Source organism: Duganella zoogloeoides, assembly GCF_034479515.1.
GTDB classification, from domain to species: Bacteria; Pseudomonadota; Gammaproteobacteria; order Burkholderiales; family Burkholderiaceae_D; genus Rugamonas; species Rugamonas zoogloeoides.
The window spans coordinates 6,098,126-6,115,482 of record NZ_CP140152.1 but is presented as its reverse complement, the minus strand read 5'-3'; the positions used below and the strand labels follow the sequence as shown (position 1 = coordinate 6,115,482).

At 62.1% G+C, this 17,357-nt stretch carries 16 protein-coding genes; 8 read left to right on the top strand and 8 right to left on the bottom strand.

Translation table 11 applies throughout. The annotated features are described in order from the left end of the window. Positions 1–111: 111 nt before the first annotated feature. The 4 genes from SR858_RS26845 to SR858_RS26830 form a co-directional block, all read right to left on the bottom strand. Entirely contained in the window at positions 112–813 is a 702-nt protein-coding gene (locus SR858_RS26845; protein WP_019924140.1) for a transposase, read from the bottom strand. A gap of 114 nt (positions 814–927) precedes the next feature. After that, positions 928–1,608, bottom strand: a complete 681-nt coding sequence (locus tag SR858_RS26840; protein ID WP_019924141.1) for a response regulator transcription factor — start codon at positions 1,606–1,608, stop codon at positions 928–930. A gap of 188 nt (positions 1,609–1,796) precedes the next feature. Continuing rightward, entirely contained in the window at positions 1,797–2,930 is a 1,134-nt protein-coding gene (locus tag SR858_RS26835) for a PAS domain-containing sensor histidine kinase (RefSeq protein ID WP_019924142.1), read from the bottom strand. A 6-nt stretch (positions 2,931–2,936) separates the two neighbouring features. Further along, positions 2,937–6,089 carry a DEAD/DEAH box helicase gene (locus tag SR858_RS26830; RefSeq protein WP_019924143.1) on the bottom strand — a complete coding sequence of 1,051 codons (3,153 nt, stop codon included), beginning with the start codon at positions 6,087–6,089 and terminating at the stop codon, positions 2,937–2,939. A gap of 224 nt (positions 6,090–6,313) precedes the next feature. Here SR858_RS26830 and SR858_RS26825 point away from each other — a divergent pair, with 224 nt between their 5' ends. Next, positions 6,314–8,662 carry a Tex family protein gene (locus tag SR858_RS26825; protein ID WP_019924144.1) on the top strand — a complete coding sequence of 783 codons (2,349 nt, stop codon included), beginning with the start codon at positions 6,314–6,316 and terminating at the stop codon, positions 8,660–8,662. On the opposite strand, the gene SR858_RS26820 is transcribed toward SR858_RS26825, so the two are convergent. Both SR858_RS26820 and SR858_RS26815 read right to left on the bottom strand, forming a co-directional pair. Further along, positions 8,659–9,177 carry a DUF2812 domain-containing protein gene (locus tag SR858_RS26820; protein ID WP_322534637.1) on the bottom strand — a complete coding sequence of 173 codons (519 nt, stop codon included), beginning with the start codon at positions 9,175–9,177 and terminating at the stop codon, positions 8,659–8,661. The genes SR858_RS26825 and SR858_RS26820 overlap by 4 nt on opposite strands. Positions 9,178–9,238: 61 nt before the next feature. After that, positions 9,239–9,565, bottom strand: coding sequence for a PadR family transcriptional regulator (locus SR858_RS26815; RefSeq protein ID WP_019924146.1), 327 nt, complete (start codon positions 9,563–9,565; stop codon positions 9,239–9,241). A 194-nt stretch (positions 9,566–9,759) separates the two neighbouring features. Between SR858_RS26815 and grxD the strand changes: the two genes are divergently transcribed. Both grxD and SR858_RS26805 read left to right on the top strand, forming a co-directional pair. Next, the gene (gene grxD, locus SR858_RS26810; RefSeq protein ID WP_019924147.1) at positions 9,760–10,071 is read left to right on the top strand and encodes a Grx4 family monothiol glutaredoxin; all 312 of its coding nucleotides are present in this window, start codon (positions 9,760–9,762) and stop codon (positions 10,069–10,071) included. Continuing rightward, positions 10,064–10,684 (top strand): UbiX family flavin prenyltransferase, encoded by a 621-nt coding sequence (locus SR858_RS26805; RefSeq protein WP_019924148.1) that lies wholly within the window; start codon positions 10,064–10,066, stop codon positions 10,682–10,684. The genes grxD and SR858_RS26805 overlap by 8 nt, the downstream gene beginning before the upstream one ends. Positions 10,685–10,788: 104 nt before the next feature. Here SR858_RS26805 and SR858_RS26800 read toward each other — a convergent pair whose 3' ends face one another. Together SR858_RS26800 and SR858_RS26795 are read right to left on the bottom strand one after the other, a co-directional pair. Then, the gene (locus tag SR858_RS26800; protein ID WP_019924149.1) at positions 10,789–10,962 is read right to left on the bottom strand and encodes a hypothetical protein; all 174 of its coding nucleotides are present in this window, start codon (positions 10,960–10,962) and stop codon (positions 10,789–10,791) included. A gap of 285 nt (positions 10,963–11,247) precedes the next feature. Next, positions 11,248–11,655, bottom strand: coding sequence for a hypothetical protein (locus SR858_RS26795; protein WP_019924150.1), 408 nt, complete (start codon positions 11,653–11,655; stop codon positions 11,248–11,250). A gap of 267 nt (positions 11,656–11,922) precedes the next feature. Between SR858_RS26795 and SR858_RS26790 the strand changes: the two genes are divergently transcribed. The 5 genes from SR858_RS26790 (at position 11,923) to SR858_RS26770 (ending at position 17,335) form a co-directional block, all read left to right on the top strand. Next, the gene (locus SR858_RS26790; RefSeq protein WP_019924151.1) at positions 11,923–12,330 is read left to right on the top strand and encodes a MerR family transcriptional regulator; all 408 of its coding nucleotides are present in this window, start codon (positions 11,923–11,925) and stop codon (positions 12,328–12,330) included. 94 nt (positions 12,331–12,424) lie between these two features. Continuing rightward, positions 12,425–13,609, top strand: coding sequence for an isovaleryl-CoA dehydrogenase (locus tag SR858_RS26785; RefSeq protein ID WP_019924152.1), 1,185 nt, complete (start codon positions 12,425–12,427; stop codon positions 13,607–13,609). 33 nt (positions 13,610–13,642) lie between these two features. Continuing rightward, positions 13,643–15,469, top strand: a complete 1,827-nt coding sequence (gene aceK / locus SR858_RS26780) for a bifunctional isocitrate dehydrogenase kinase/phosphatase (RefSeq protein ID WP_019924153.1) — start codon at positions 13,643–13,645, stop codon at positions 15,467–15,469. Beyond that, on the top strand, positions 15,462–16,682 hold the full coding sequence (locus tag SR858_RS26775; protein ID WP_019924154.1) for an acetyl-CoA C-acyltransferase: 1,221 nt from the start codon (positions 15,462–15,464) through the stop codon (positions 16,680–16,682). Before aceK ends, SR858_RS26775 begins: the two co-directional genes overlap by 8 nt. Beyond that, entirely contained in the window at positions 16,667–17,335 is a 669-nt protein-coding gene (locus tag SR858_RS26770) for an SDR family oxidoreductase (protein WP_019924155.1), read from the top strand. Before SR858_RS26775 ends, SR858_RS26770 begins: the two co-directional genes overlap by 16 nt. The last annotated feature ends 22 nt before the right edge of the window (positions 17,336–17,357 follow it).

The following is a 17,357-nucleotide window of genomic DNA, read 5'->3' as shown; positions in this document are numbered from 1 at the left end:
CGGAGTCGAATTAATTTTTTAAATATCCTTAGAATTTTTTATTAGGGACAGAGTGAATCGGGCGCTAAAAAAGCCGCAGTCACTGAATTTACTGCGGCTTTAGGTCGATTTTTACGCGGTTTCTTGCTTGATCTTGAATGGCCGGCCCCGCTTTGCTGGCAGCACCCGGCGCTTGACCTTGTTTTGTAAGGCGGCCTTGAACTGCTCCGAGCCCAGCGGCCAGCCCTTGAGCAGGGCGTTCCCGATGCGGGTGATATCGTCGCTGGTGATCACCAGCTCGAACAGCGCCACGTAGGCGGCCTCGCGCTCGAATGGCGTGTTGCCCAGTTCCCAGAACTTCGGGTGATCGATGATCAACCCGTCCGGGCGAATGCCGGCGTGGTGGCAATAGCTGGACCAACGGTAATCCTCGTGGCGGGCCGCCAGGCCGCTCCTGACCGGGTTCGATTCGATGTATCTGCTGCACAACATGAAATAGGCGTCGGCGTCGATCAGCGAGGTTTTATAGCGGCCGTTCCACAAGGTGCCGCTGCGGCCGTATTTATGGTTGAAGTACGGCACGTAGTAGCGGCCCACCCACTGCATCATCTGGCCCAGGCCGTCCTCATCGGTGGGCGTGACCAGCAAGTGCAGGTGATTGGGCATCAGCACGTAGGCGTGGACTTGCACCTTGTAGGTCTTGGCAGCCGCGCGCAGCCAGCCGAGGAAGGCCAGGTAATCGTCGTCGTCGTGGAACACCGGTTGCTCGTTGTTGCCGGTCTGGATGACGTGGTGCGGCTGGTGGGGAACAATCAGGCGGGGCAGGCGGGCCATAGGTGCGCAGCAAGCGAATCAAAGCGCTATCGTACTCTGTCCCCAATAAATTGGGCAAGCAGCAAAATGAAGTACCGCTTTGTCCCTATTTATTTGAAAGTTGCTAGCTAAGCGTTACGACAGGTTGAAACTGGCCGACAGGCTGTAACCCTCGCCATAGGCGCTGCGCAGCGGCAGGTCCTGGCCCAGGCCGGTGCGGGCCTTCTTGCGCAGGCGGTACACCAGCATGTCCACCCGGCGCCCGGCGTCGGGGTCGTCGCCACCGATGCCGGCCACGATCACCTGGCGCGGTACCGGCCGGGTGTTAATCGTCAGCAGGTGCAGGAAATTGCATTCCTTTTCGGTCAGGGTGATCGCCGTGCCTTGCAGTTCCAGCTGGCGGGCGCTCACTTTCAGCGTCCACTTGCTGGGTGCGGGCGCGGTTTCCTGCGGTCCCACGCGGCGGTCGAGCGCCTCGATGTGGGCAGCCAGTTCCGGGAACTTGATCGGCTTGGTCAGGTAGTGGTCGGCGCCCAGGCGCAGGCCCAGGATGCGGTTGTCGAACGCCACGCGCCCGGTCAGTACCAGCAGGCCGATCTGGGGATACAGCTGGCGCATGCGCGGGATGACGTTAAAACCGTCTTCGTCGGGGAGGCCGAGGTCCAGCACGACCACGCCCACGTTGCCGTGGCTTAGCGCGGTCCACATATCGCTGGCATTATTGGTGATGTGCACCTCGTGTTGAAGCTCAGTCAAGAACTCCGCCATTTCCTCGGCGTAGTCCAGATTGTCTTCCACGATCAGTATTTGCGTCATTGATGCGCCATTCGATGTTTTTACGGACAAACTGCCCAGTGTAAACTGCTATTCCAGTATCGCATCAACGGGCCTGGAGAAGCGTAGCGAGCGCTTCGCTGCCACTCCGAGTAGCGGAAGCGTACTGAAGTACGCTGAGCAACGCAGGAGGGGCAGCGAGGCGCGCAGTAGCTTATCCAGCCCGTCACCTACATCGGGGGATTATCACTGTTGCTATCCACTCGCGCAAGGCTTTTCCCGGGCTTGGCGGCTGCCGGCAGCCAAATCCGAAATTCCGCGCCGCTTTCAGAAACATTTCTGACCGTGACGGTGCCGCCGTGGACATCGGCAATCGAGCGCGCCATGTACAGTCCCAGGCCCGAACCGGCCACGCCGGCGGCCGTGGCATTGGCGCCGCGCGTGCCGCGCCCGAAGATCGTTTCAAGTTCGGCCTCGGGCACGCCGGCGCCATGGTCGCGCACCAGAAATTCGACGCCGCCCTCGGCTGCCATTTTGCCCGTCAGCTGTAGCGGCGTGTCAGCCGGCGTGTATTTGATCGCATTGTCGAGCAGGATTTCCAGGCACAGGCGGATGCCGGCCGGGTCGCACCGCATCCATTGCGGCAGCGCCTCGATATGCAAATCGACGCGGGCGCGGCGCGTGCGCGCGCCTTCGGCGGCAGATTCAAGCAGGTTGGCCGGTGAAATTTCGTCAGGCTGGCGCGCGCGGCCGATGCTGGCCATGCGCTCGGGCGACAGGTAGTCGTCGAGCATGGCCAGCATGCGGTCCACCGCCGTCTGGATCTTGCGGTAGCGCTTGCGCGTGCCTTCGTCGTGGTGGGCGCCCGTCATTTCCAGGCGCTGGACCGCGCCGTCAATCGTGGACAGCGGCGTACGGAACTCGTGCGACAGCATCGAGGCGAATTTCTTTTGCTGGTCGGCCAGCGCCCGCCGCTCGGTCAAATCGCGCACCACGCCCAGCACCGAGACCGGCACGCCGTCGGCACCCGTCATCAAGGTCGATTCGATTTCCACCGGCACCGTGTGGCCGTCGGCATGCGGCAACTCGGTTTCGCGCACCAGGCGTTTTCTGCTCAGGTCGCCCGACTCGTAGCGGTCGAGCCGGGGCGCCAGTTCCTGCGCCAGGTCCCAGGCCAGCGCCCGGGCAGTTTCCAGCGTGTAGCCGAACTGGGTTTTAGCGGCATGGCTCAGCCATTCGAGCTCGCCGCTGGCGCAGTCGATCATCCAGCTCACTTCGCCGCTGTGGTCGAGCAACTGGCGGTAGCGCGCCGCCTGCGACTGCGACTGCCGCAGCGCCTCTTCGAGTTCCGCGATGGTCGCCATGCTCGATTACTCGACCAGTGGCGCGAAGATTTGTTGCAGGTCCTCTTGCGTGAGTGCCATTTTTTGCGACTCCCCTTCTGCCAGGATTGATTGGGCCAGGTCCGATTTTTTCTGTTGCAGGATCTGGATTTTTTCTTCCAGCGTGCCCTTGGCGATCAGTTTATACACGAATACCGGCTTGTCCTGGCCGATGCGCCAGGCACGGTCGGTGGCCTGGTTCTCGGCGGCCGGGTTCCACCATGGATCGTAGTGGATCACGGTATCGGCCGCCGTCAGGTTCAGCCCCACGCCGCCCGCTTTCAGGCTGATCAGGAAAATCGGCACCGCGCCCTGCTGGAACGCCGCCACTTGCGCGCTGCGGTCCTTGGTGTCGCCGGTGAGCAGCGCGTACGGAATGTCGCGCGCTTCGAGTTCCTGTTCGATCAGTTCGAGCATGCTGGTGAACTGCGAGAAGACGAGGATTTTACGCTTCTCTTCCAGCAAATCTTCCACCATTTGCATCAGGTCGATCAGCTTGGCCGAGCCGGCCGTCTGCTTTTTCGACGACAGCGATTTCACCAGCCGTGGATCGCAGCACACCTGGCGCAGCTTGAGCAGCGCCTCGAGGATGACGATCTGGCTGCGCGCCACGCCCTTGCGGTCGATTTCGTCGCGCACTTTCTGGTCCATGGCCAGGCGCACGGTTTCGTACAGGTCGCGCTGGGCGCCGGTCAGTTCCACGCGGCGCACCATCTCGGTCTTCGGCGGCAGTTCCTTGGCCACGTTGTCCTTGGTCCGGCGCAGCAGGAACGGCTTGATGCGGCGGTTGAGCAGGGACCGGCGCAGCGGATCGTCCTGGCGCTCGATCGGGTGGCGGAACACGGTATTGAACCCCTTCTCGTCGCCCAGCAGGCCGGGCAGCAGGAAGTGGAATTGCGACCACAGCTCGCCCAGGTGGTTTTCCAGCGGCGTGCCCGACAGGCACAGGCGGTGGCGGGCGCGCAGCAGGCCGGCGCTCTGGGCGGCCTTGCTGCGGGTATTCTTGATGTAGTGCGATTCGTCGAGGATGACCAGGTGGAAGTCGTGCTCGCGCAGCTTTTCCTCGTCGCGCGGCAGCAAGGCGTAGGTGGTCAGGACCAGGTCGGCGCTGTCGATCTGGTCGAACTGCGCCATGCGGTCCTTGCCCTGCAACAACAGCACTTTCAGGTCGGGAGCGAAGCGCGCGGCCTCTTCCTGCCAGTTGCCCATCAAACTCGTTGGGGCAATCACCAGGGCCGGGGCGGTCAGGCGTCCGGCTTCCTTTTCCACCAGGATGTGAGCCAGGGTTTGCACGGTCTTGCCCAGGCCCATGTCATCGGCCAGGATGCCGCCGAAGTTATATTCGCGCAGGAACTGCATCCACGACAGGCCATCGGTTTGATAGTCGCGCAAGGTGGCGCGCAGGCCGGCCGGGGTGGCGATGCGTTTGACGGCGCCGAACTGGTTCAGGCGCGCGCCCATGTCGCGCAGTTCCTCGCCGCCGGTCCATTGCATCTCGACATTGCGCGCCAGTTCATCGAGGCGCGCGGCGTCGAGCGTGGCCATGCGCAGCGAGGTCTTGATCTTGTCGTTGAAATACAACTCACCCAGGGTACCGAGGATGGGCTTGATGCGCGCCCACGGCAGCGCCACGCGGGCGCCGTCCGGCAAGGTGGCCAGCATCTGGTCCTCGTCGCCGTGGTGGGCGATGGCCTTGGGCGTGAAATCGTTGGGGGCGCCACGGATCAGTTGCACCAGCACGGGCAACAGCGGCACCCGCTCCTGGTCCACCAGGATGCCAAGCTCGAGGTTGAACCAGGTGTTGCCGCCGTCGGCTTCATCAAGCGCCACGTCGGCATACCAGTCGCCCACGTCGCGCATGTCGTAGCGGTACTTGGCGGTTTTTTCCAGCTTCCAGCCGGCGTCTTTCAATTCCGCCAGGCCGTCACGGGCAAAGCGGATCCAGGCGGCCTGGTTGGGCAACAGCAAACCGCCCTTGAGGCTGCTGAGCGGCAGCGTGGTGGGAGCGGCAAACGCGCGCTCGGCCAGCAGCGCCAGTGCGGCGGCTTCGGCCGCTTCGTCGCGCGCGATGATCTCGGTGACGTCGCCCTTCTGGCGCACCACCCGCTGCGACGGATCGAACGACACGCGTTCGCCGTCATAGTCGAACGACAGCACGGCAAAATCGTGCCAGCGTTGCAGCGAACCGTCCGCCAGCATGGCGGCGTCGAGCGTGAGCACGGGGCGCGGCTTGACGTCGTCGCGCAGGCGCTGCGGCAGCGGTTGCGGCAGCGGCATCAGCTGTTGCAGGCCGTGGGCCAGCAACAGTTGTGATACGCGCATCTTGTCGTGGTTGGTGAGCAGCGGTGCCTGCGCCACCAGCGCCTGCAGGTCGGCCAGCGGAATCGCGGCGCCGCCCTGGTTCAATTGCAGCACGCCGCACGACAGGTTGTCGATATACCACGGCGGATCGGTCGGCAACATGTAATCGACCTGGTCGGCGCCGGTCTGGCTGGCATGGCGCGCACCGGGCGCCGGTTGCACGGCCCAGCCCAGTCGCAATCCTTTACCCTCTTCGCGCCAGGCCAGGTTGGCTTCGCGCAGCACGCCGCCCTTGAGCGGATACACCAGGCCGTTGCCGACGTCGGACCACGAGTTGGCCCACAGCAGCTTGTCCTGGTCGGCCAGCATTTGCAGCAGCGCTGCGCCGATTTTGCCGCGCGGCTCGGTGGCCGAGCCGGTCTGCGAATTCTGGCCGCTGCGCATCGCGACAAAAAAGCGCACCAGGTCTTCGTCGCCCGCGACCAGGAAGTTGGGCGGCGCCGACAGCAGCGAAAAGATTTCGCTGACCGGCGTGGCCGCCGCGACGTCGCCGTTGGACCGCAGCCGCGCCTTGTACAGGCACAGCGCCACGTGACGGCCGCCGCTGGTGGGCGCGAGTACGTAGATCAGGCGGTACTGGGTTTGCTTGGGGTCGGCATCGACGGGCGGCGGCGTGAGCTTGGCCTTGGGATGCGCTGCCGCATCGACCCGCTGCAGCCACGTGGCGACAGCGTACGAGAGTTGATTCGCAGGGGGCGTCAGGCGCGGAGGCACGGCCGGCGCCGTTGGAACAGCTGGGGCAGCTTTTACTTCGGAAGCGTCGTCGCGGGTAAAATCCATGGGTCGCATTGTTGTTCAAAGATGGTTCAAAAACGGCAACAGGCGATATTATCCGCCATACACGCGTTCGTGTTTGCGGATTCTATCGAAAACCCGCCATTCAATCGGTGTTTCCACGCGCATTCGTCACACAACCGCGCGCACACAGTCTGTTTGGGCTGTCAAGACTGGCACATTCGCCAAGATTGCGTATGATTCCGGGCTTGACTGCTCAGGATACCCTCATGTTGCCTTCCATCGAACAACGCCTCGCCCTCGAACTTGCCGCCAAACCGGCCCAAGTTTCCGCCGCCATCGCCCTGCTGGACGAAGGCGCCACCGTGCCGTTCATCGCGCGTTATCGCAAGGAAGCAACCGGCGGCCTCGACGATATCCAGCTGCGCCTGCTCGAAGAACGCCTGCGCTACCTGCGCGAGCTGGAAGATCGGCGCGCCGCTATCGTGGCATCTATTACCGAACAGAACAAGATGACGCCGGTCTTGTTAGATGCGGTCATGCACGCCGAAGACAAGACCCGCCTCGAAGATTTGTATCTTCCATACAAACAAAAACGCCGCACCAAGGCGCAGATCGCCATCGAAGCGGGCCTGGCGCCGCTGGCCGACGGCCTGCTCGATAACCCGGCTCTGAACCCGGAGACCGAGGCAGCCAACTACCTGCGCGAGGCGTTTACGACGGCTGATGGCAACAACCCGGGCGTGGCCGACAGCAAGGCCGCGCTCGATGGCGCGCGCCAGATCCTGATGGAGCGCTTTGCCGAAGATGCAACCTTGCTGCAATCGCTGCGCGAATACGTGCAAGAGCATGGCATTGTCCAGTCGAAAGTTATTGAAGGAAAACAAGAAGAAGGCGAAAAGTTCGCCGATTATTTTGATTATTCCGAACCCCTGGCCAATGTGCCTTCGCACCGGGCGCTGGCGCTGATGCGTGGCCGCCGCGAAGGCATCCTCGACGTTGCGCTGCGCCTCGACAGCGAACCGGAAAAGCCGAAGTGGGATGCGCCGCACAATCCGTGCGAGAGCCGCATTGCCGCCCGTTTCGGCATCAAGCAGCAGGGCCGCCCGGCCGACAAGTGGCTGGCCGACACCGCGCGCTGGACCTGGCGCGTAAAAAGTTTCATGCACCTCGATACCGAACTGATGGGCGCGCTGCGCGAAAAATCCGAGCTCGACGCCATCAGTGTTTTCGCTACCAACTTGAAAGCCCTGCTGCTGGCGGCGCCCGCCGGCCAGCACGCCACCATGGGTCTCGACCCCGGCCTGCGGACCGGCGTCAAGGTGGCGGTAGTCGATGCCACCGGCAAGGTGGTCGATACCGCCGTGATCTATCCGCACCAGCCGAAGAACGACTGGGACGGTTCGCTGCACACGCTGGGCAAGCTGGCCGCCAAGCACAATGTTTCCCTGATTTCGATCGGCAACGGCACCGCGTCGCGCGAGACCGACAAGCTGGCGCAAGACCTGATCAAGCGCCATCCTGAACAAAAAATGAGCAAGATCGTCGTCTCGGAAGCAGGCGCATCGGTGTATTCGGCATCGGAATTCGCCTCGCGCGAGTTGCCGGACATGGATGTGTCGCTGCGCGGCGCGGTCTCGATCGCGCGCCGCCTGCAGGATCCGCTGGCCGAGCTGGTAAAAATCGATCCGAAGTCGATCGGCGTGGGCCAGTACCAGCACGATGTGTCGCAAACCCAGCTGGCGCGCACGCTCGACGCCGTGGTCGAGGATTGCGTCAATGCGGTGGGCGTCGATGTGAATACAGCGTCCGCGCCGCTGCTGGCGCGCGTGTCGGGCCTGTCGGCATCGGTGGCGCAGGCGATTGTCACCTACCGCGATGCGAAAGGCGCGTTCACGTCGAGAAGCGGCCTGAAATCGGTGCCGCGCCTCGGCGATAAAACCTTCGAGCTGGCAGCGGGCTTTTTGCGCGTGACCGGCGGCGACAATCCGCTCGACGCCTCGGCCGTGCACCCGGAATCGTATCCGCTGGTGCAAAAAATCCTGGCCGACATCAAGAAAGATATCAAGGGTGTGATCGGCGAAGCTGCCCTGATCAAGTCGCTGAACCCCGCCAAGTACGCGGACGATAAATTCGGCGTGCCGACCATCACCGACATCTTAAAAGAGCTGGAAAAGCCGGGCCGCGATCCGCGCCCGGAATTTACCACCGCCACCTTCAAGGAAGGCGTGGAAGAAATCCGCGACCTGCGCCCGGACATGATTTTGGAGGGCGTGGTGACCAACGTGGCCGCGTTCGGAGCGTTTGTCGACATCGGTGTGCACCAGGACGGGCTGGTGCATATCTCGGCGCTGTCGAACACCTTCGTGAAAGATCCGCACACGGTGGTCAAGGCCGGCCAGGTGGTGAAAGTGAAAGTGCTGGAAGTGGACGAAAAGCGCAAGCGCATCGCCCTGACCATGCGCCTGACCGACAGCGCGCCGCAGGCCGGCGCCCAGCCGCAACAACGCGCCGACCGCAACGACCGCAAGAGCATGGGCCAGCACCAGAAACAAGGCGCCCGCGAGGCAGCACCAAGCGGCAGCATGGCAGCCGCGTTCGCCAAACTGCGCGGTTAAGCGCGCTGGCGCTTCAGTTGCGCGGTGCGTTGCATCAGCTTGACGACGGCATAGGCAAACACGAGCGCGGAGCCGACCAGTATCCCCACCGCCCCCGACACCATCGGTGTCGCTGCGGCGGGATTGCTGCCGGTCAGGACCATTTTGACGCCAGGATTGGCCGCCAGCGTCAGCAACTGGATCGCCAGGATGACCAGTATCGGCACCATCACGCGCTGGTACTTGCGGATCTTGTCGGAGTTGTCGGTAAAAATTTCGTTGACCTGGCCAGCGCGCCGGGCCTTGCGCCAGCAATGCCAGCCGGCGGTGGATGCCACGTGTTCCCACCCGGCGTCCTGGAACAACTGCATGTAATGCGGATCCTTGCGCTGGTCGCCGGCATCCCAGCGGTAGACCATGTCGGCCGGTGCTCCGCGCACGAAGGTATGCAGGCACAACACGTTGGTACTGCGCAAGTGCAGTCCCTGCGCCGCCTGTTGCTGCAGCCACTGCTGCAATTGCTCGTCCTGCCACACAAACCACAACTTGAATTTCCGCACTACCGCACCGTTATTCATATCGCCTCTCGATTTATTGTTAAGCCGCTGCATGCAACAAGGCATGCGCACTGCCGACCATCATTTCCAGACGCCGCACGTGTTCCGCCATGACTACGCGGCCCAGTTCGGTCAACGCATATACCTTGCGCCGTTCTTCCTCCGCCACCTTGACGACCAAGGCCTGTTTTTCCAGCGCGCCGAAAACGCCGTACAAGGTCCCCGGCCCCACCGTCACACTGCCGCCACTGATGGACTCGACCTTTTGCATGATGGCGTAGCCATGGGCCGGTTCGTTCAGCGCCAGCATCACGTAAAACGTGGCCTCCGACAGCGGCAGGTACTTGGCAAAATTGATATCACTCATGAGCCTCCCCTGTATCGATGTTCGCTATATCGGGCATCGATATAGCGAGACACATAGTAGTAATGTTTTTTCGTAATGTCAACAAATTCGTTGGAAGCGGCCCACGGCGGGCCCGTCGACCGCCTTCAGCGATACGCGCAGCGCGCATTTCTTATAAAATGTCGCCATCTATTTACTTCATTACCGAGGCAGCTATGAGCGACGTACAATCCTGGATCAAAGAGACCGTGAGCAACACCCCGGTGGTGCTGTTCATGAAGGGCACCGCCCAGTTCCCGCAGTGCGGCTTTTCCGGCCGTGCAATCCAGATCCTGAAAGCTTGCGGCGTTGAAAACATTGCCACCGTCAATGTGCTGGAAGATCCGGAAGTTCGCCAGGGCATCAAGGACTACTCGAACTGGCCAACCATTCCCCAGCTCTACGTCAAGGGCGAGTTCATCGGCGGTTCGGACATCATGAACGAAATGTTCGAATCGGGCGAACTGAAAGCCCTGTTGAATGGCTGATCGCCCGCTGCGGCTGATCGTCGCCATCACCGGCGCTACCGGCGCCATTTATGGCGTGCGACTGCTGCAGCATCTGCAACACCTACCTCGTGTCGAGACCCACCTGCTGGTCTCGGACGCTGCCGTGCTGACCTTGCACCAGGAAACTGGCTTGCAGCGGCGCGATGTCGAGGCGTTTGCCGATGTCGTGCACAAGGTGCGCGATATCGGCGCGTCGATCGCCAGCGGTTCGTTCCAGTCGGATGGGATGGTGGTGGCGCCGTGCTCGATGAGGACATTGGCGTCGGTGGCGCACGGCCTGTCGGATAACCTGATCACGCGGGCAGCCGACGTGGTGCTCAAGGAGCGCCGGCGCCTGGTGCTGATGGTGCGCGAAACCCCGTTCAACCTGGCGCACCTGCGCAATATGACGGCGGTGACGGAAATGGGCGGCATTATCTACCCGCCCCTGCCCGGCTTTTATCACAAGCCGCAATCGATCGAAGAGATGGTGGATCACACCGTGGGCCGGGTGATCGACCTGTTCGGCATCGACCACGCACTGACGCCGCGCTGGCATGGCATGAAGCAGTCCGTCGCAGCACCCGGCTGCGACGAGCGTGAGCAACCGTAGTTGCAAAGTCAGTCGCACCCATAGTCGCAACCTCGGTCGCAAACCGATTCGCCACATCAGCGGCAACCCTGCCGGCAAGCTCAGCCGGCAATGCGATCCACGTTTTACCGCGCGCCGAAGCGCAGGCCGTCTTCCGCTTTTTTCAGTTCCCTGGCTTCTTCCACCATGCGACGGTCGGCGATGCGCTTGCGCATGACCTCGGCATGTTTGGCAGCTGTCATGGGCGGGGCGGTCATCAATTCCTTCAACTGCGCGACGTTGCTGTAGTTACTTTTCATATGGCTGCTCAAAGGCTGGACTCCAAGTAATCACGACCACTGCAACCGCAAGCGTATGACCCCCACTTACTGTTGCAAGTCAGCGGTGCTGACGCCCTATTGTGCCTGAAATCGGTATCCGACCCATGACAATTCGCAAACGTACTTCAAATAAAAAAGTAACGTTGATGGGCATCAACGCAGCGTCCAGAATTCCGAACAAAAAGCGGAAAAGTCATGAAACAAGGTTCACACGGCAACAGTGCAACCGGCCTTTTCCGGCACTGCAAAAACCGCGCAAGTTTATTACTTTTGGTAGTTAACCCGGACCAGCATGCGAATAAATTCACGGGCAATTTGCTTGTGATGTTCATCCAGGCGCTGTAAATCAGCAATTAACTTGACGTCGGCCGACTCGAAGCGCGAGACACCGCTGGCCCCCTCGCCTTCGGGGGTGCCGTGTTCGGCGCCACCAAAGCGCAGCCATTCGGCAGGCACACCCAGCCATTGGGCGATCATGCGCAGCTTCTCCTGGGTCGGTATCGCCTCGCCCACCAGCCATTTACGGGCTGCGTGGACGGTAATCGGTCGCCCGTCAAAGCGGATGTTGAACTCGCGCGCCAGTCGGGTGGGGCTGTCAGGAGAGTAATGGGCATTCTTCAGCGCTTGCTGAAGGCGCTGGCTAAAGCTTTCGCGTTCATTAGAGGAATTCATCGTTGCACTATTTCATGTTGCGTCATGAAAGTCAGTCTCTTGAAGCGGAGCTTGAATTGTGACGCTATGTGGTTCTAAAGGTAACATTATCGGCTCTGCCAAAAGCAGGAGACGGCTTGTCGGGCAGCGAATTTTATTTTGTTTTTTGCTGTTGTGGAACACTAAACTGTGGGGACCGATAAATCAAGAAATGTCGCAAGCAACGGCTGCCACGCTACAATGACCACTAACGTTAACGTAAGCGGAAATCCAACAATTATTTTGCCGATGTCCACCTATACCATTACCGAACTTGCCCGTGAATTCGACATCACGGCACGCGCCATCCGCTTCTATGAAGACCAGGGGCTGCTCAGCCCGTCACGTGAGGGCACTGGCGGACGTAACCGTGTGTACACGCCGCGCGACCGCACCCGCCTCAAGCTCACCTTGCGCGGCAAACGGCTGGGCTTGCCTCTGTCGGAAATCCGCGACCTGGTCGATATGTACGAAACGCCCAAGGATACGGCGGTACAAATGAACCATTTTCTGGGAGTACTGGCACGCCACCGCGAGACCCTAGAACAGCAGCGCGAAGACATCGAAATGACCCTGGCCGAGATCACCGCCCACGAAGAGGAGTGCCGGCAGCTGATCGCGGCGGCAGCCGAGGGCAAGTCCGCGCCCCTGGAGTAAGCACGGTTGACGTTTACGTTAACGTCACTCAAGAGTATCATCGGACTTTCCAGGGAACGCCGATTCCCGCCCATGACAACAATGAGGAAGAGACATGCTCGATCTGCCCGGACTGACCTTTGACCATGGCGAGGACATCGCCGCCCTGCGCGCAGCGGTGCAGCAGTTCGCTGCCGCCGAAATCGCGCCGCGCGCGGCCGAGATCGACCGCTCCGATCAATTCCCGATGGACCTGTGGCGCAAGCTCGGCGACCTGGGCGTGCTGGGCGTGACCGTCGGCGAAGAATACGGCGGCGCCAACATGGGCTACCTGGCCCACATCGTGGCGATGGAAGAAATCTCGCGCGCCTCGGCTTCGGTCGGCCTGTCGTACGGCGCCCACTCCAATCTGTGCGTCAACCAGATCAAGCGCAACGGCACCGAAGAACAAAAACAGCGCTACCTGCCCAAGCTGGTCTCGGGCGAATACATCGGCGCGCTGGCCATGTCCGAACCGAATGCCGGCTCCGACGTGGTCAGCATGAAGCTGCGTGCCGAGCTCAAGGGCGACCATTGGGTCCTCAACGGCACCAAGATGTGGATCACCAACGGCCCCGACGCCGACGTGCTGGTGGTCTATGCCAAGAACGACCTCGAGGCCGGCGCGCGCGGCATGACCGCGTTCCTGATCGAAAAGACTTTCAAGGGTTTCTCGGTGGCGCAAAAGCTCGACAAGCTGGGCATGCGCGGTTCGCACACGGGCGAACTGGTGTTCGAGGATTGTGTCGTGCCGGTGGAAAACGTGTTGGGCAGCGTGGGCAAGGGCGTCAACGTGCTGATGTCGGGCCTGGACTTCGAGCGCACCGTGCTCTCCGGCGGACCGCTCGGCATCATGCAGGCCTGCATGGATTCGGTGGTGCCTTACATCCACGAGCGCACCCAGTTCGGCCAGGCCATCGGCGAGTTCCAGCTGATGCAAGGCAAGCTGGCCGACATGTACTCGACCATGATGGCCTGCAAGGCCTACGTGTACGCCGTCGGCCAGGCCTGCGACCGCGCTACTACGTCCGAGGCCGTGCGCAACCTGCGCAAGGACGCGGCCGGCGCCATCCTGTACAGCGCCGAAAAGGCCACCTGGATGGCTGGCGAGGCGATCCAGGCGCTCGGTGGCAACGGCTACATCAACGAATACCCGGTCGGCCGCCTGTGGCGCGATGCCAAGCTGTATGAAATCGGCGCCGGCACCAGCGAAATCCGCCGAATGCTGATCGGCCGCGAACTGTTTGCGGAAACCCGCTAGTCATATCGGCGGCCTGTGACGGTGACATCCAACATGACCCAGGCCGCCTTCCCCAAACTGCTGCGCTCGCAAATCGGGTTCGATATCGCCCGTACCATCCTCGACGGCTTCGACAAGCACTACCGGCTGTTCCGCGCGACCAGCCGTCAGGCCAAGCGCTTTTTCGAGCTCGGGGCATGGGCCGAAGCGCAGCACGCCGCGCGCGAACGCATCGACTTTTACGACCGCCGCGTGCAGGAATGCGTGCAGCAGCTCGAAGATGAATACAGCCAGGCCGACCTGGCCGACGAAGTGTGGCAGGAGCTCAAGCTGCATTACATCGGCCTGCTGTCCGACCATGCCCAGCCCGAGCTGGCCGAAACGTTTTTCAACTCGGTCTGCTGCAAGCTGCTGCACCGCAGCTACTTTCACAACGCGTATATTTTCGTGCGCCCCGTGGTCTCCACCGAGTACATTGAAACGCGCGAACTCGCGCCCACGTACAAGGTCTATTATCCGGACGCCGATGGCGTGCATTTCGCTTTAAAACGCATCATCACCAACTTCCAGCTCAACGCTTCGTTCGCCAACCTCACGCGCGACGTGGAACAGGTGGAAGCGCGCCTGGCGCGACTGTTCGGCGCCACCCGCATCGAAGCCAACCACCAGATCCACGTGCTCTCGAACCTGTTCTTCCGTAACAAGGGGGCGTACATCGTGGGCAGGATCATCAATGGCAACCGCGAGTACCCGTTCGTTGTGCCGATCTTGCACGACGCCAACGGCCATCTGGTCCTCGATACCGTGCTGTTCGATCCCGAGCAGATCACGGTGCTGTTCTCGTTTACGCGCGCGTATTTTTTGGTGGACATGGAAGTGCCCTCGTCGTACGTGCAGTTCCTGCGCACGCTGTTGCCACGTAAGCCGCGCAGCGAGATTTACACCATACTCGGCCTGCAAAAACAGGGCAAGACGCTGTTCTACCGCGACTACCTGCAACATCTGAAGCACTCGTCGGACCGCTTCGATATTGCGCCCGGCATCCGCGGACTGGTGATGCTGGTGTTTGCGCTGCCGTCGTTTCCATACGTGTTCAAGGTGATCAAGGATTTTTATCCGCCACCGAAAGAAACCACGCGCGCGCTGATCAAGCAGAAATATTTACTGGTCAAGCACCACGACCGCGTGGGCCGCATGGCTGATACGCTCGAGTATTCCAACGTGGCGTTTCCGCGCCACCGCTTCTCGGAGCGCCTGATCGCCGAGCTCGAACAATTTGCGCCGTCGATGGTGGAACTCGAAGGCGACCAGCTGATCATCAAGCACCTGTACATCGAGCGGCGCATGGTGCCGCTCAATATGTGGCTGGCCAATGCAGAGAAGGACGGCGACGATGGCCAGCTTGAACACGGCATCGTCGAGTACGGCAACGCCATCAAGGAACTGGTCGCCGCGAATATTTTTCCCGGCGATATGCTGTACAAAAATTTCGGCGTCACGCGCCACCAGCGCGTGGTGTTTTACGACTACGACGAAATCGAGTACATCACCGACTGCAATTTCCGCGACATCCCGCAGGCCCGCACGGAAGAAGACGAAATGGCGTCCGAGCCGTGGTACCCGGTCGGCAAGCACGATGTGTTTCCCGAGCAGTTCGGCCAGTTCCTGCTCGGGCATCCGACCATCCGCCGCTTTTTCATGCAGCACCACGCCGACTTGCTCACCCGCGCCTACTGGCAGGCGCGCAAGCAGCGCATTCTTGATGGCGTGGTGGAAGACGTGTACCCGTATCCGCAGCACATCCGCTTTTTCCACGATCATGTCACCAACACCCCGGCGGTTCCGCCGCCACCGTTTATGGAGATACTAGAAAATGAATGACCCGATTGTTATCGTGGGCGCAGCCCGCACCCCCATGGGCGCCTTCCAGGGCGATTTTTCCGGCCAGGCCGCGCACGACCTGGGCGCAGTCGCGATTGCCGCCGCCGTCGAACGCGCCGGCATCGATGGCCAACTGGTCGAGCACGTCTATTTCGGCAATTGCCTGATGGCGGGCCAGGGCCAGGCCCCAGCGCGCCAGGCATTATTGAAAGCGGGCTTGCCCACCTCCACCGGCGCCGTCACGCTCTCCAAGATGTGCGGCTCGGCGATGCAGGCCGCCATCTTCGCCCATGACCAGCTAATTGCCGGCAGCGCCGACGTGGTGGTGGCCGGCGGCATGGAGTCGATGACCAACGCCCCGTACCTGGTACCGAAGGCGCGCGGCGGCTACCGCATCGGCCACGGCATGCTGCTCGATCACATGATGTACGACGGCCTCGAAGACGCCTACTCGCGCAACGAAAAAACCGGCGAAGGCCGCTCGATGGGCACATTTGCCGAAGAGTGCGTGGCCCAGTACCAGTTTACGCGCGAAGCACAGGACAGTTTTGCCATCGAATCGGTCAGGCGCGCGCAAGCGGCCACCAGCGAAGGCTGGTTCAAGTGGGAAATTGCGCCCGTCACCGTCAGCAGCCGCACCGGCGACACCGTGATCGACCGCGATGAAGGCCCGCTCAAGGCTAAGCTCGACAAGATCCCGACGCTGCGCGCCGCGTTCAAAAAGGATGGCACCATTACCGCCGCCTCGTCGTCGTCGATCAACGATGGCGCTGCCGCGCTGGTCATGATGCGCGAATCGACCGCCGTCAAACTCGGCGCCAAGGTCATCGCCCGCATCCACGGCCATGCCACCCATGCCCAGGCGCCGGACCTGTTTACCACCGCGCCGATCGGCGCCATCGAAAAGCTGTACAAGAAAACCGGCTGGGCCAGCCGCGACGTGGACCTGTTCGAAATCAACGAGGCATTCGCTGCCGTGCCGATGGCCGCCATGCGCGACCTCGACATCCCGCACAGCAAGATCAACGTCCACGGCGGCGCCTGCGCGCTGGGCCACCCGATCGGCGCCTCGGGCGCGCGCATCATCGTCACCCTGCTCGGCGCGCTCAAGCGCACCGGCGGCAAGAAGGGCGTGGCGGCGCTGTGCATCGGCGGCGGCGAAGCAACGGCCATGGCCATCGAACTGGTGGAGGCATCATGCCAACCGCTCTGATCATTGGCGCCTCGCGCGGCATCGGCCTGGAACTGGTCACGCAATACCGCGCCGACGGCTGGCGCGTGATCGCCACCGCGCGCAAGGCCGAGGACTGCGCCGCCTTGAGCGCCCTCGGCGCAGAGGCGCACAAGCTCGACGTCACCGACGTCGAAGCCTGCGCCGGCCTGGGCTGGAAGCTCGACGACGAGGAACTCGATGTCGCGTTCCTCAACGCCGGCGTCTATGGCCCGCGCCACGACGGCTTTCCGCAACAGTCGGACTTCGACAGCGTGATGCACACCAATGTGCTGGCCGCCATGCGCCTGCTACCCATCATTGCGCCGCTGGTGGCCGGCAAGCGCGGCAAGCTGGCGGTGCTGTCGTCGCACATGGGATCGCTGAGCGAACGCAGCAGCTCCAGCGGCTCGCTGTACCGCGCCAGCAAGGCGGCGCTGAACTCGGTGCTGATCGATACCGCGCTGGTGTATGGTCCGCAGGGCGCCACGTGCGTGGCGTTCCACCCGGGCTGGGTGCGTACCGACATGGGCGGCGACGGCGCCGACATTTCGCCGCAGGAAAGCGCGGCGGGCATGCGCCGCACGCTGGCGACCTTGCCGGCATCGGACCAAGCCGTCTATCGCAATTACGACGGCAAACCGATCGGCTGGTGAACGACAGCGCACGGTAACCAAG

What these genes read in the sequence shown, in the direction of transcription:
- SR858_RS26805 (WP_019924148.1), top strand. Translation starts at nt 10,064, where the DNA reads ATGGCTGATCGCCCGCTGCGGCTGATCGTCGCCATCACCGGCGCTACC.
- SR858_RS26775 (WP_019924154.1), top strand. Translation starts at nt 15,462, where the DNA reads ATGAATGACCCGATTGTTATCGTGGGCGCAGCCCGCACCCCCATGGGC.
- SR858_RS26835 (WP_019924142.1), bottom strand. Translation starts at nt 2,930, where the DNA reads ATGGCGACCATCGCGGAACTCGAAGAGGCGCTGCGGCAGTCGCAGTCG.
- aceK (WP_019924153.1), top strand. Translation starts at nt 13,643, where the DNA reads ATGACCCAGGCCGCCTTCCCCAAACTGCTGCGCTCGCAAATCGGGTTC.
- SR858_RS26795 (WP_019924150.1), bottom strand. Translation starts at nt 11,655, where the DNA reads ATGAATTCCTCTAATGAACGCGAAAGCTTTAGCCAGCGCCTTCAGCAA.
- SR858_RS26825 (WP_019924144.1), top strand. Translation starts at nt 6,314, where the DNA reads ATGTTGCCTTCCATCGAACAACGCCTCGCCCTCGAACTTGCCGCCAAA.
- SR858_RS26785 (WP_019924152.1), top strand. Translation starts at nt 12,425, where the DNA reads ATGCTCGATCTGCCCGGACTGACCTTTGACCATGGCGAGGACATCGCC.
- SR858_RS26815 (WP_019924146.1), bottom strand. Translation starts at nt 9,565, where the DNA reads ATGAGTGATATCAATTTTGCCAAGTACCTGCCGCTGTCGGAGGCCACG.
- SR858_RS26840 (WP_019924141.1), bottom strand. Translation starts at nt 1,608, where the DNA reads ATGACGCAAATACTGATCGTGGAAGACAATCTGGACTACGCCGAGGAA.
- SR858_RS26800 (WP_019924149.1), bottom strand. Translation starts at nt 10,962, where the DNA reads ATGAAAAGTAACTACAGCAACGTCGCGCAGTTGAAGGAATTGATGACC.
- SR858_RS26830 (WP_019924143.1), bottom strand. Translation starts at nt 6,089, where the DNA reads ATGGATTTTACCCGCGACGACGCTTCCGAAGTAAAAGCTGCCCCAGCT.
- SR858_RS26770 (WP_019924155.1), top strand. Translation starts at nt 16,667, where the DNA reads ATGCCAACCGCTCTGATCATTGGCGCCTCGCGCGGCATCGGCCTGGAA.
- SR858_RS26845 (WP_019924140.1), bottom strand. Translation starts at nt 813, where the DNA reads ATGGCCCGCCTGCCCCGCCTGATTGTTCCCCACCAGCCGCACCACGTC.
- grxD (WP_019924147.1), top strand. Translation starts at nt 9,760, where the DNA reads ATGAGCGACGTACAATCCTGGATCAAAGAGACCGTGAGCAACACCCCG.
- SR858_RS26790 (WP_019924151.1), top strand. Translation starts at nt 11,923, where the DNA reads ATGTCCACCTATACCATTACCGAACTTGCCCGTGAATTCGACATCACG.